This window comes from Chamaesiphon minutus PCC 6605 (genome assembly GCF_000317145.1).
GTDB lineage: Bacteria > Cyanobacteriota > Cyanobacteriia > Cyanobacteriales > Chamaesiphonaceae > Chamaesiphon > Chamaesiphon minutus.
The window spans coordinates 3,644,738-3,658,786 of the sequence record NC_019697.1 but is presented as its reverse complement, the minus strand read 5'-3'; the positions used below and the strand labels follow the sequence as shown (position 1 = coordinate 3,658,786).

8 protein-coding genes are annotated in these 14,049 nt (G+C 46.5%); 5 read left to right on the top strand and 3 right to left on the bottom strand.

Going from position 1 to position 14,049, the window contains the following annotated elements; all coding sequences use genetic code 11:
- The first annotated feature begins 21 nt into the window (after positions 1-21).
- Both CHA6605_RS16760 and pcrA read left to right on the top strand, forming a co-directional pair.
- Positions 22-672: a DUF938 domain-containing protein gene (locus CHA6605_RS16760; RefSeq protein ID WP_015160596.1), complete on the top strand. Its 651-nt coding sequence runs from the start codon at positions 22-24 to the stop codon at positions 670-672.
- Between the two features lie 264 nt (positions 673-936).
- Positions 937-3,282: a DNA helicase PcrA gene (gene pcrA, locus CHA6605_RS16755; RefSeq protein ID WP_015160595.1), complete on the top strand. Its 2,346-nt coding sequence runs from the start codon at positions 937-939 to the stop codon at positions 3,280-3,282.
- Here the strand turns inward: pcrA and CHA6605_RS16750 are convergent.
- Both CHA6605_RS16750 and CHA6605_RS16745 read right to left on the bottom strand, forming a co-directional pair.
- A complete protein-coding gene (locus CHA6605_RS16750) occupies positions 3,279-5,039 on the bottom strand; it encodes a tetratricopeptide repeat-containing S1 family peptidase (RefSeq protein WP_015160594.1) in 1,761 nt (586 codons plus the stop codon). The two genes, pcrA and CHA6605_RS16750, sit on opposite strands and share 4 nt — an antisense overlap.
- Positions 5,040-5,125: 86 nt before the next feature.
- On the bottom strand, positions 5,126-6,745 hold the full coding sequence (locus CHA6605_RS16745) for a tetratricopeptide repeat-containing S1 family peptidase (RefSeq protein ID WP_015160593.1): 1,620 nt from the start codon (positions 6,743-6,745) through the stop codon (positions 5,126-5,128).
- A 360-nt stretch (positions 6,746-7,105) separates the two neighbouring features.
- Between CHA6605_RS16745 and gcvH the strand changes: the two genes are divergently transcribed.
- Positions 7,106-7,495 (top strand): glycine cleavage system protein GcvH, encoded by a 390-nt coding sequence (gene gcvH / locus CHA6605_RS16740; protein ID WP_015160592.1) that lies wholly within the window; start codon positions 7,106-7,108, stop codon positions 7,493-7,495.
- A gap of 143 nt (positions 7,496-7,638) precedes the next feature.
- Positions 7,639-10,563, top strand: a complete 2,925-nt coding sequence (gcvP, locus tag CHA6605_RS16735; RefSeq protein ID WP_015160591.1) for an aminomethyl-transferring glycine dehydrogenase — start codon at positions 7,639-7,641, stop codon at positions 10,561-10,563.
- A 165-nt stretch (positions 10,564-10,728) separates the two neighbouring features.
- Here the strand turns inward: gcvP and cysS are convergent, their stop codons facing one another.
- Positions 10,729-12,213 (bottom strand): cysteine--tRNA ligase, encoded by a 1,485-nt coding sequence (cysS, locus tag CHA6605_RS16730; protein WP_015160590.1) that lies wholly within the window; start codon positions 12,211-12,213, stop codon positions 10,729-10,731.
- 346 nt (positions 12,214-12,559) lie between these two features.
- Between cysS and CHA6605_RS16725 the strand changes: the two genes are divergently transcribed.
- Entirely contained in the window at positions 12,560-13,705 is a 1,146-nt protein-coding gene (locus CHA6605_RS16725) for a CobW family GTP-binding protein (protein WP_015160589.1), read from the top strand.
- Positions 13,706-14,049 lie beyond the last annotated feature (344 nt).

Below are 14,049 nucleotides of genomic sequence, written 5' to 3'. Positions count from 1 at the left end.
AGTCGCAATCGATCGGTACCAATGGATGAGTCTTTAGATCTTAGGCGGTACGCACCCGCCACCGAACGCAATCGCGAACCGATTCTGGCAGTTTTGCGGCAAGTATTACCGCCGACAGGTACCATTCTCGAAATTTCCAGTGGTACTGGCGAACATGGTATTTTTATGGCTCCCCAACTTGCGCCGCGCTATTGGTTGCCATCCGATCCCAATCCCGATGCTAGAGCTAGCATTATGGCATGGCAACAGTCCATACCGTGCGATAATATATGCTTACCTATCGATCTCGATGCCAGCAGTTCTCAGTGGTTGGTAGAATCTGGAGAATTACCAGATTGCGATTTTCAGCAGCATCCGATTACAGCGATCGTGAATATTAATATGATTCATATCGCGCCTAAATCTGCTTATTTGGGGCTATTTGCAGGCGCAAAGCGCATCCTCCCGATCGATGGTATCTTGTACTTATATGGCCCCTTTAAGCAGGGTGGAGTCCATACCTCTCCAAGTAATGAGGCTTTTGATGCCAGCCTTCAGAGTCAAAATCCTGACTGGGGCGTTAGAGATTTAGAAGAAATAACCACTGTCGCTCAAAGTCATCACTTAGCACTTCAAAAAGTCTATCCCATGCCAGCCAATAATCTTTCAGTTGTCTTTAAACTGGTTGGATAATTCGTTGGCGAAGCCTCTCAGAATGAGAGTCGCACTTTATCAGACTTCGGCGAAGATCTTTACCCCACCCCAACCCTCCCCTTATAAAGCGGCTCGCTCCGGTCGGGTTTCCCGACCATGGAAGCGAGACAAGACAGGGGAGGGAGCCGGAAAGCAATTCTCGTAAGAAAGCTAGCGTAAAAATCCCCTCCTTGGAGGGGTGCCCAAAGGGCGGGGTGGGTAGATCTCCGCAGCACCTCAATCAATTCCTCAACATCTCTCCTAATGACTGCTAATACCAACTTCCTCGCGCATCTCAATTCTTCCCAACGGCGTTCCGTCGAGCATTATTGTGGAGCCTTATTAGTAGTAGCTGGAGCTGGTAGCGGCAAAACTCGCGCACTCACGTATCGGATTGCTAACCTAATTCGCACCCATCATGTCGATCCGGCGCACATTTTGGCAGTTACCTTTACTAATAAAGCGGCTAAAGAAATGCGATCGAGAATCGAATTACTCTTTGCCCAGCAGCAAGCAGAATTAAAATTTGGCAAACCTTGGGGCGCGTTAGATGACTATCAGCAAACCCAATTGCGATCGCATGTCTATAAGACGATAATTAAAGACTTATGGATCGGCACATTTCACGGTTTGTTTAGTAAGGTATTACGATTTGATATCGAAAAATATCAAGATGAAAAGGGACGTACTTGGAATAAGAATTTCTCGATTTTTGATGATAGCGACTGCCAAGGGCTAGTCAAGCAAATTGTCGTCAAGCAGTTAGATCTAGATGACAAAAAATTCGAGCCGCGTGCGGTGCGGTATGCAATTAGTACTGCCAAAAACCAAGGCTTATCCCCAGATGAATATAGTAAGCAGCAGAATGACTATCGGGGCAGAGTAATCTCGGATGTTTATAAACACTATCAAGATGCACTGTGTGCGAATAATGCTCTAGACTTTGACGATCTATTATTAGTTCCAGTTCAACTATTTCGTCAGAATGCCCAAGTGCTGGATTATTGGCATCGAAAATTCCGACATATTTTAGTTGATGAATACCAAGACACTAACCGCACCCAATACGATTTAATTCAACTATTAGTAACTAATGGCGTCGATAGTAAAACCTTTAACAATTGGGAGCATAGATCGATCTTTGTGGTGGGCGATGCCGATCAATCTATCTATTCATTCCGTGCGGCAGATTTTACAATTTTGATGAATTTTCAGGATGATTTTGGCGATAGTATGCCAGACGATCGGACTGAGACGATGGTGAAGTTGGAAGAAAACTATCGATCGCGCGAGAATATTTTAGCTGCTGCCAATCATCTGATCCAACATAACACTCAACGGATCGATAAAATTCTTAAAGCGACGCGCGGCGAAGGCGAACCGATCTTCTTGTATAAGGCAGATAATGAGATCGATGAAGCTGAATTTGTCGTCAGTCAAATTCGCAAACTATTACGCGAAAATCCCGAACTGAACTATGGAAACTTTGCGGCACTATACCGCACCAATGCTCAATCGCGACCGATCGAAGATGCCTTCGTGCGATCGCAAATTCCGTATACAATCGTGGGTGGATTAAAGTTCTACGATCGGCGAGAAATTAAAGATATCGTTGCCTATCTACGCGCGATCGCCAATCCTAACGATACGGTTAGTTTGCTGCGGGTGATTAATACCCCCAGACGTGGTGTCGGACAAACCACGATCGATAATCTCCAAAATGCCGCACAGCAATTAGGTGTCCCGTTATGGGAAATCTTAAATGATGAAACTTCAGTTAAAACTGTCGCCGGAAGATCGTCTAAGGGCGTACTTAATTTTGCCGAGATTATTAATAAGTGGCGCAGCGAATCCGAAACTCGTCCGGTTGTCGATATCGTAACGGGAATTGTTGAAGATACTGGTTACGTCCACGAATTGCAAACCCAAGGGACAGATGAAGCTCTCGAACGCATTCAAAACGTCCAAGAATTAGTCAACGCGACGATCCAATTTCAAGAAGAAAGTGATGAGCCAAGTCTCGAAGCTTATCTAGCCAGTGCCGCCCTTAGCTCGGATTTAGATAATCTTCAAGAAGGTAAAGAAGCCGTCTCGCTGATGACATTACATGCGTCTAAGGGATTAGAATTTCCGATTGTATTTTTGGTGGGCTTAGAAGCAGGCTTATTCCCTAGTTTTCGATCGCTTAACGATCCGATGGCTGTGGAAGAAGAACGCCGATTATGCTACGTAGGCATCACTCGCGCGCAAGAGATGTTATATCTATCTCACGCCCGCGAACGTCGCTTATATGGCTCTAGAGAACCTGCCATTCGATCGCAATTTATCGGCGAGTTGCCACCAGAATTACTTAATAGCAATCTGCGTACAAAAATTAAAGCACAAACGCCCGATCGCACCTCACCAAAAGACCCCAAAACTGTCGGTAAAACTAACGCCCAAACCACAGGCTGGCGCGTTGGCGATCGCGTAATTCATCGCAGTTTTGGGGTGGGTCAAATTTCACATGTATTTGGGACTGGGAATAAACAATCGATCGCTATTAAATTTCCCAATCTCGGTCAAAAAATTGTCGATCCTAAGATTGCTGGACTTCAGAAAATCGATTAATTCGCGCGATTGAGTTGCTCGATCGCTTTCATAATTCGATTATAGTCGGCCATTTGCCCTTGCTGCTTAAATAGTTCTGCCGACTTGCGCAAATCTGCTAAACCCTGTTTGTTATCGCCTAATTGCAGCCTAGCGATGGCACGATTGGCGTAGGCTTGAGCGAAGGTCGGTCTGAGCGAGATCGTGCGGTTGGCATCTTCGATCGCGCCTTTATGGTCGCCGAGTTGATATTTGGCAAACCCGCGCACGAAGTAACCTTCAGGAAGGTTAGGATTGAGTGAAATTGCCCGATTGGAGCTGGCGATCGCACCTTGGGTATCGCCGAGTTGGAGCTTGGCAACACCAATATTACTGTGGGCTTGGGCGAGAGTGGGTTTGAGCGCGGCACCACGTTCAAAATCTGGGATCGCCGCTCGATTGTCTCCCAGTCTGAGATTGGCCAAACCGCGATTGATATAGGCTTCGCCTAATTTAGCATCGATCGCCAGTGCGCGATTAGCATCTTCGATTGCGCCGCGTTGATCGCCTAATTCTGACTTAGCCAGACTGCGATTGGAATAAGCGATCGCAATCGCCGGATCGATGGCGATCGCGCGAGTGGTATCTTCGATGACACCTTTAAAATCGCCGAACTTAAATTTAGCCAGACTGCGATTGACATAAGCCAGCGCAAATTTAGGATCGAGGGCAATCGCGCGATTGGTATCTTCGAGTGCGCCATTAGGATTGCCTAACTCAGCTCTGGCATAGGCTCGATTGGAGTATGCTTGGGGATATCTAGGATTGAGGGCAATACTCTTGGTGTAGTCATCAGCCGCACCTTTTTTGTCGTCGAGCTGAAACTTGGCAACACCGCGTATATAATACAGTCGCGCATTGTTGGGGTCGATCGCGATCGCCCGATCTGCTTCGGTTAACATGCCGCGATAGTTACCTTTGTTCTCTTCGAGGATCGCATTAGCTAAGTAATCCTCGACGGGTTTGGGTTTGGCAGCGACTGTCGTCCGTGTATAACCATCAATTCCGGCTGTGGTGGCGAGCTTGGCAAAAGTATTGACAGTGATGCCAAGATTGTATCCAGTCTTGACGCGCACATTGTCATTGACCGTCGTTTGGAGCTTGGTATCGATGTCGCCTTGACCGTGAATGGCGATTAACTCGCCGCGTTCGTTCCAAACTGGGCCGCCGCTTTGTCCCGGCAACGTATTATTACTATAAATCAGCGAATATCCTTTACCCTGTTGTTTGCTGGGCGGGTTGGCAACCACATCCCCCTTGACGATCGTAAACACAGACGTATTAATTGCTGAAGATAATGGAAACCCAGACACATAAACGGTTTCAGTTGCTTCCACCCGATCGGAGTTGTCAATTAGCTTGGCAATTGGATAGCTTTTGTTGCTCGTAAAAGTCACTGCTGCCAAATCGACGTTATTGGGAAAAGTCTTGACCTTGCCGATTTGATATTTAGTATCGTCTGGAGTTGTCAGTTGACAGCCACTCTTTCTAAAATTATGCGCTACCGTCAGCACGGTATAAGTACTGCCATTTTTGCGAATAATCACTCCCGAACCAAAGTCGCATCCCGTAATTTGTACGGTGGTTTGTTTGGCAATCCGTTGGATCTCGACTGGCGATAATGCCATCGCAGGTGAGACAGAGCTAACTAAAGCGATGGTAAATAGTCCGCCAGAGGCGATCGATCCTAGCAGTGTAGTCGGCAACAAGTAGTTTTTCATCTTCGGCAAAATATCCATTAGGATTTAAGGGTTGACAAGATTAAGTTTTCGGTACTATCAAATCATCCTACGATAGTACAGTCCACTCATCCAGCTATTACCCATTACTTATTGCCTCGCGAACTAATCCGGCGGATCTCGCTCAAGACTCGGTTGTAGCTTGCGGTTTGGCCTTGACGTTTAAATCGGTTGGCAGCTTTTTTTAAGTCTAGGAGCGCGGCTTTTTTATCGCCTAATTTAGCTTTAAGTAAACCGCGATTGGTATAAGCTTTAGCCTGATTAGCATCGAGAGCGATCGCCCGATCGAAATCCTCGATCGCACCTTTATCGTCTGCCACTTTCGATCGGGCAATTCCGCGACTGCTATAGTTGTTAGCATTTTTGGGATTGAGAGCAATCGCGCGGTTGAAACTTTCGATCGCACCTTTGGAGTCGCCGAGTTCGGATTTGGCCATTCCGAGATTTTCATGGGCTTCGATATAATTGGGAGCGATCGCGATCGCCCTTTCTAAGTCTGCCAATTTGCCTTTAGTATCGCCCAAAATCGCCTTGACAGTGCTTCGATTCAGATAAGCGGGAGCTAGGGTATCATCTAGCGAAATTGCCCGATTGAAGTCCTCTAGCGCGCTTTTAGGATTGTTGAGAGCGGCTTTGGCATTGCCCCGATTGTGATAGGCTCTGGCATTTGTAGCATCGATCGAGATCGCCCGATTAAAGTCTTGGATCGCCCCTTTTTTATCGCCTAAATCGGACTTAATATAGCCCCGATTATTATAAACATCAGAGTCATTCAAATTGAGGGCGATCGCGCGATTGAAATCTTCGATCGCGTCCCTATTCTTTAGCAGCGTTTTGGCAACACCCCGGTTATAGTAAAGTTGTGCGTTTTGGGAATCGAGGAAGATTGCCTGATTCAGATCGGCTAACATGCCCCGATAGTCGCCTTTGCTTTCTTTTTGTAAGGCACTGGCAACTAAATCGTCTACTGGTTTCGATCGAGTTGCTAATGTTGCAGGTGAGTAGCCCCTAATTCCGGCGGTGGTGGCGAGTTTGGTAAAGGTATTAACTGTAATCCCCAAATTGTAGCCAGTCTTGACGCGCACATTACTATTCGTCGTCAATTGCAGCTTGGTATCGATATCTCTTCGTCCGTGAATCGCTACCACTTCGCCGCGATCGTTCCAGACGGGGCCGCCACTATGTCCCGATCGCGCATTATTACTGTAAATTAGCGAGTAACCATTGCCCTGTGGCTTACCGGGTGGATTGGCAACCACATTCCCTTTGACAAACGTAAACACCGATGAGCCGATCGCACTAGACACTGGGAACCCAGATACATAGATAACCTCACCAGCTTCCACTCGATCGGAATTGGCAGTTAGTTTGGCAACTGCATAATTCTTGTCACTAGTAAAACTAACGAGTGCGAGGTCGATATTATTTGGAAAAGTTTTTACCTGCGTGACGCGATATTTAGTATCATCTGGAGCGACGATCTCACAACCCGTTTTCTTGACCGCGTGGGCTACGGTCAATACTGTGTAAGTATTTGCATTCTTTTGGACGATCGCGCCAGAAGCCAGATCGCACTTAGCAATCTGCACTGTGGATTGTTTGGCAATCTGCTGCAACTCAACTGACGATCGAGCTACCGCCGGAGAGATATAGCTAACTAGAGTTATCGAGCCAAAAAGTGCCGCTGGCAACAGGTAATTTTTCATCTTCACACCAAATATCCGAGCCTAAACTATTATCGCGCAAGCACTATGATGATTGCCATCTCTGGCGATCGAGCACCCAGCGATTATCGCAGCAATATTATAATATCTGTGCTGGCTCAAGATATCCCTCGACCATTTGTCTCAAATCGGTCGATATTTTACGACGACCGATATTAATAATTGGCTCGAGCGATCGTTCGATGCACGGGCAACGTTGTTATTGCCACAACAAATGTGAAACATTTTCTACCGATCGTTCGACCCGATACTTGGTAGAACATCTTACCAGAATGAAAATATGGCTACGCCAACGACCCATTAATCGCTATGCTAGAGCAGAAGATGATGTGAGAATGCAATATGAGCTTAGAATATCCCGATAATTTACGCTACACAGATTCACACGAATACGTAGAATTGACCGCAGACACCGCCACAGTCGGCGTGAGTGCCTTTGCCGTAGATCAGTTAGGCGATATTGTATTTGTCGATTTACCAGAAGTTGGCGACACGATCGTCAAAGGTAGTGCATTTGGCACGATCGAATCTGTCAAAGCTGTCGAAGATCTTAAAGCACCGATTAGCGGTACAGTCACCAAACGCAACGATGCCGCGATCGATGCACCAGAAATCATTAGCACCGATCCTTATACCACTGGCTGGTTGCTGGAAGTCCAAGTTGCAGATCCTAACCAACTCGATGGCACATTTTCAGCGGCTGAATATCGCGCTAAAGTCGAAGGAGCTTAGGGAAGTAAGAGTTGAGTCATCATCTATCGAAGATCGTATTAAGAGATCCTGCCGAAAAGTTGACAAAAATCTCTATTCATAGTACCAAAAGCCAACTAAATCCATTACATTTAAGTACAGTATTCTCACTAATTTAGATTTCTATGACCCAATCTCTAGATCGGTTGACTGCGGCGAATATCTCTAGTACGACGGAAGCCAATCCTTGGGCAGATGCTGAGTTTATTCAACGGCATATTGGGCCGCGATCGCTAGATCTCGACAAGATGCTGGAGGTATTGGGTGTAGCTAGCTTGGCGGAGTTAATCGATCGCACGGTACCAGCTACGATTAAAATGCAGCAGCCGTTGGCAATTGAGACAGTAAAAAGCGAACATACCGTATTAAATCAGCTCAAACAAATTGCTGCAAAAAATTTGATTTTTCGTTCTTATATTGGCATGGGTTATGCAAATTGCATTACTCCCACAGTCATCCAACGCAATATTTTAGAAAATCCAGGTTGGTACACTCAATATACGCCGTATCAACCAGAAATTTCGCAAGGAAGATTAGAAGCTTTACTCAATTTTCAGACCGTGATTATGGATCTGACGGGAATGGCGATCGCGAATGCGTCGTTACTCGATGAGGGTACGGCAGCGGCTGAAGCGATGTCGATGAGTTATGGCCTTCAGAAGACAAAGTTTAATACTTTCTGGATATCCGAAGCTGCTCATCCACAAACGATCGATGTAATTAAAACTCGCGCCATTCCATTAGGAATTGAAATCGTAGTTGGCGACCACAAAAATATCGATTTTAGCCAACAGATATTTGGGATGTTATTACAGTATCCCGCGACCGATGGAGCTGTTTACGATTATCAAGAAGTAATCGAACAGGCTCATCAAGCAGGCGCGATCGTCACCGTTGCTGCCGATTTACTCAGCCTTACCTTACTCAAACCACCAGGTGAATTCGGCGCAGATATCGTCGTCGGCAATACCCAACGGTTCGGGGTACCATTAGGTTATGGTGGCCCCCACGCTGCCTATTTTGCGACCAAAGATGCCTACAAGCGGCAAATCCCCGGTCGGTTAGTCGGCGTATCTAAAGACAAGCGCGGTAAAACGGCACTCCGTCTAGCCCTGCAAACTCGCGAACAACACATCCGTCGCGATAAAGCCACCAGTAATATTTGTACCGCCCAAGTTCTGTTAGCAATTATGGCGGGAATGTACGCGGTTTATCATGGACCCGAAGGCTTGAAATCGATCGCGATGCGGATTCACGACCTGACTACAACCCTCGCCACAGGCTTGACTAAACTAGGCTACTCGATCGGTGATGCCCCTTATTTCGATACTCTTCAAGTCGAAACACCCGATCGGGCTAATGCCATCTTAGAACGAGCCAAATCTCAACAAATTAACTTGAGATCGATCGATCTGCATCATGTCGGTATCTCCTTAGACGAAACCACTACACCAGCCGATGTGATGGATTTATGGCGGATTTTTGCAGGAGATAAAGTACTCGATTTTACCTTCTCCGAAATCGATAGTAATAACGTCCCCTCGACTATCCAAGCCTCAACATTAGCCCGCAACTCCGAGTACCTTACTCACCCCGTCTTCAATATCTATCACTCCGAAACTGAATTGCTACGGTATATTACCCGCCTGCAATCAAAGGATCTATCTCTCGCCCAAGCGATGATTCCCCTCGGTTCCTGCACCATGAAACTCAACTCCACCTCCGAGATGGTACCTGTAACTTGGGCAGAATTCGGGCAAATTCACCCCTTCGCACCTGTAGAACAAGCAAAAGGGTATCAAGTATTATTTGACGACCTCGAACGCTGGTTGGCCGAAATTACGGGCTTTGATGCGATCTCTCTCCAACCCAATGCAGGTTCCCAGGGTGAATACGCTGGATTACTGGTCATCCGCGAATACCACCAACAGCGTGGCGATATCGATCGCAATGTCTGCCTGATTCCTCAATCTGCCCACGGCACCAACCCCGCCAGCGCAGTCATGGCCGGAATGCAAGTAGTCCCGATCGCCTGCGACAATGATGGCAACATCGACATCGAAGATCTCCGCGCCAAAGCCACCAAATATGCGGACAAATTAGCCGCCTTAATGGTGACCTACCCATCCACCCACGGCGTATTTGAAGAAGGAATCGTCGAGATTTGCTCGATCGTTCACGAGCATGGTGGACAAGTCTACATGGATGGAGCCAACCTCAACGCCCAAGTCGGTTTGTGTCGCCCAGGCGACTTCGGTGCCGATGTCTGTCACCTCAACCTTCACAAAACCTTCTGCATCCCCCACGGCGGCGGCGGCCCTGGCATGGGACCGATCGGTGTGATGGCACATCTTACCCCCTATCTCCCCACCCACAAAGTCATCCCCATGGGTGGTACTCAGGGCATCGGCGCAGTCTCCGCCGCCCCTTGGAGCAGCGCAAGCATTTTACCGATTTCCTGGGTCTACATCGCCCTCATGGGTGGAGCGGGTCTGAAATTAGCCACCGAAGTTGCCATCCTTAGTGCCAACTACATCGCCAAACGGTTAGAAAATCACTATTCCGTCCTCTATAAAGGCACCAACGGTTTTGTTGCCCACGAGTGCATCCTCGACCTGCGGGAGTTTAAAAAGACCGCCGATATCGAGGTCGATGACATCGCCAAACGCCTAATCGATTATGGTTTCCATCCTCCCACCGTCTCCTGGCCAGTCGCCGGAACGGTGATGGTTGAGCCAACTGAAAGCGAATCCCTCGCGGAACTCGACAGGTTCTGCGATGCAATGATCGCCATCCGTGAAGAAATCCGCGAAATCGAAATCGGTAATGTGGATAAGCAAAATAACGCGCTGAAAAATGCCCCACACACGATCGTCGATCTAGTGGATGCTAATTGGGATCGTCCTTACAGTCGGGAGCAAGCTGTATATCCAGTAGCTGGGTTGCAGGATTATAAGTTCTGGCCAGCAGTAGGACGGATCGATCAGGCTTACGGGGACAGGAATCTCGTTTGTTCTTGTCTGCCGATGGATGCCTACAGTCAGGAGTAGGTCAAGAGCAGGGGTAATTCATGAATTACCCCTGCTCTTGACTTTTTAAAACCACAAAAAATTCGATGAGGTTAAATTAATTCAGGTAAATCTTCCTGCCGAATAGTATTATTACAGTAATTTTGAACCGACCGATCGATTTGATTAAGTCAGCAATCCGATCGATTACCCTCGATACCAAGTGCTGGGAACTCCAGCTTTATCAATTACGACAATCTTCTCTTCTGTCAATTGAGCGCGGATGCGATCGCTGGTGGCAAAATCCTTATTCGCTCTGGCGATTTGGCGTTCGGCTAGTAGTGATTCGATCTGTTCGTCGCTCAAGCCACTAGTTGGTGCTTTTAATTCGTCGGGATTGACTTCCAAACCTAATACTCCTGCTAATTCAATTAATGTTTGCCACTTGTCTTTGAGCAGATTGGGATCTACTGTTTGTTCGCTGTCATGGGCGATAATATTACCGACTTTTCGTAATTCTTTGGCTAGTTCAAATAAGATAACTAAACCTTCAGCAAAGTTAAAATCATCGTCCACTGCTGTCCGAAATCTGTCTACTTCTGCGATGGTAGTAGATTGGGTCGATCGCACAAGATCTAAATTATCCCAGCCTAATTTTTGGCCATATTCATAACCAAATAACAAGCCATCTTTGATTGTCTGCCAGCTTTGTCCGGCGGCGGTAATCGAGGCATCGCTAAAATCCATCGGTTTGCGATATTGCGCGGTGAGGACGAATAGTCGTACCGTCATCGGATCGATTTGGTTGTCGTTTGCATCGCGATAATCATCGAGTAATTTGCGGATCGTGATAAAGTTGCCCAAGGATTTGGACATTTTTTCACCGCTGAGTTTGACCATCCCATTGTGCATCCAGTAGGTGGATAACGGTCGATCGTGAGCGCATTCTGATTGGGCGATTTCATTTTCATGATGGGGAAAGACGAGATCGCCGCCGCCGCAATGGATATCGATCGTTTCGCCCAACTGTTTTTGGATCATCGCAGAGCATTCTATATGCCAGCCTGGGCGACCATTTCCCCAGGGAGATTCCCAGGAGGGTTCGCCCGGTTTTGCGGTCTTCCAGAGGGCAAAGTCGAAGGGATCTTCTTTCTTAATTTGGTCGGGATCTGCGGCTTCGATGCGTTCGCCTGCGCCTGCACGAAGATCGTCGAGGTTGCGTTTGGAGAGTTTGCCATAGTCATCATCTTTGCGGACGCGGAAGTAGACATCGCCGTCTACGGCGTAGGCAAAGCCTTTGCGTTCGAGATCGCCAATCAAATCTTGAATTTCTTGGATGTGTTTGGTGGCGAGGGGATAGCTATCGGCGTCACGGACGTTCAGGCGATGGAGATCTTCAAAATAGGCATCGGTATATTTTTCGGCAACTGCTGTCATCGAACTTTGTTCGACATCGGCGCGTTTGAGGATTTTGTCGTCGATATCGGTAAAATTTTGGACGTATTGCACTTCATAGCCGCGCCATTGCAGATAGCGACGGACGGTATCCCAGACAATATACGATCGAGCGTGACCGAGATGGCAGTAGTCGTATACAGTCACCCCGCAGCAGTACATTTTCACCTGGTTCGGTGTCAAGGTTTGGAACGGCTCTTTGGTTCTGGAGAGGGTGTTGTATATGGTTAGGCTCATAGAGAAGTTGGGAGTTGGGAGTTGGGAGGTGGGAATAGAGAGGCAGGAGTTGGGGGAATCAAAGCCTAAATAAAGGTTAAAATGGCTATTGGCTGGCGATTCTTCAGGGGAGCGACTGAAATCACGTAGAGCTATCCTCCGCATGTGTTTCAGTCAGCGATTCGCGCTCCTCGGCTTTGCCGAGGGTTTAGCGAATCAAGACAAGACAGAAGCTACGCCAACGAGAGACTATTCTTTATTGGTTTTCTAAGGCAACAGCTATACAAACAGCGAAATGCTATCGCTCTATATCTAATTTTGCCATCTATTGACTGCGAATTTCTATATCATCTCACCGTGAATTTTTATGACATCAACTACGATCGCTCCAACTCTCGAAATCATTAATGTAGACCAGAAGTTAGTACCTGTAACGATTATCACGGGATTTCTCGGTAGTGGCAAGACTACTCTACTCAATCATATCCTCCAAAATCAACAAGGCATCAAAACGGCGGTGCTCGTTAATGAGTTTGGCGAAATCGGTATCGATAACGAGCTGATTGTCGCCACAGGCGAGGATATGGTAGAGCTAAATAATGGTTGTATTTGCTGCACGATTAATGAAGATTTAGTCAAAGCCGTCCATAAAGTCTTGGCTCGATCGGAACAGATCGATTATTTGGTAGTTGAAACTACAGGTTTGGCCGATCCTTTACCAGTTGCACTAACGTTTTTGGGTACGGAGTTGCGCGATATTACCAGACTCGATTCGATTATTACTTTAGTCGATGCAGCTAATTTCAGTCTCGATCTATTCAATAGCGAAGCTGCCCAAAGTCAAATTACCTATGGCGATATCATTCTTCTCAATAAGACCGATCTAGTCGATGAAGCAGATGTAGATTTATTAGAAGTCCGCCTTCGTGATATGAAAGAAGGCGCGAGAATTATTCGGACTAAAAAATCGCAAGTGTCATTACCGATGATTCTCAGTGTCGGTTTATTCGAGTCAGATAAATATCTGGATACACCAGATAGTCATGACGAACATCATCATCACGACCACGCACACGACCACAGTCACGACCATGCACATGCGGAAGACCATACCAATTGCGACCACGACCATGGTAAATGCGAACACGACCACCACGGACACGACCATCATCACGACCATTCACATCATTTAGAGAATGATGGTTTTACTTCATTATCATTCGTCAGCGATCGACCATTTCTATTGCGGAAGTTTCAGCATTTCTTAGACAATCAATTGACTGTAAATATCTTCCGCGCCAAAGGATTTTTATGGTTCGATGAAAGCGATAAATGTCATGTATTTCACCTCTGTGGTAAACGGTTCTCGATCGATGACGAACAGTGGAAAGGTCAACCTCAAACTAAGTTTGTCCTCATCGGCCAAGATCTAGATCGAGATAAGATTATCGAGCAGTTAGAAAAATGTTTGACTACTCCTAAAATAACCGTTGGCAAAGGTTTTGGCAGATAGAGATTGGGATTAAAAACAAATAATTTCTTACAATGTAAGAACGGGTTAATTATTTATTATCCTCATTGTAAATGTGTTTAAAATGGTGGGCAATGCCCACCATTTTTTATTGCGACTCAAAGTAAATTATCCTTTTCAGCTGGGATATTGATTGTACATTAAATTATCATTATCTAAATTAGATTAAATCGATAAAAATCATCCAAGATCTGTAGGGGGCGGGTTTATGCTATCCATATCGATCGTACTAAATATTTCATTCAAACCCGCCCTCCCCACAAATAACGAATCGCATGTCATCCCTCACGAATCCCGATTACAAACCTTCAAAATCGACTTGTAAA

Coding starts and splice junctions, on each gene's coding strand:
- gcvH (WP_015160592.1), top strand. CDS start 7,106: ATGAGCTTAGAATATCCCGATAATTTACGCTACACAGATTCACACGAA.
- CHA6605_RS16750 (WP_015160594.1), bottom strand. CDS start 5,039: ATGGATATTTTGCCGAAGATGAAAAACTACTTGTTGCCGACTACACTG.
- gcvP (WP_015160591.1), top strand. CDS start 7,639: ATGACCCAATCTCTAGATCGGTTGACTGCGGCGAATATCTCTAGTACG.
- CHA6605_RS16725 (WP_015160589.1), top strand. CDS start 12,560: ATGACATCAACTACGATCGCTCCAACTCTCGAAATCATTAATGTAGAC.
- pcrA (WP_015160595.1), top strand. CDS start 937: ATGACTGCTAATACCAACTTCCTCGCGCATCTCAATTCTTCCCAACGG.
- cysS (WP_015160590.1), bottom strand. CDS start 12,213: ATGAGCCTAACCATATACAACACCCTCTCCAGAACCAAAGAGCCGTTC.
- CHA6605_RS16760 (WP_015160596.1), top strand. CDS start 22: ATGGATGAGTCTTTAGATCTTAGGCGGTACGCACCCGCCACCGAACGC.
- CHA6605_RS16745 (WP_015160593.1), bottom strand. CDS start 6,745: ATGAAAAATTACCTGTTGCCAGCGGCACTTTTTGGCTCGATAACTCTA.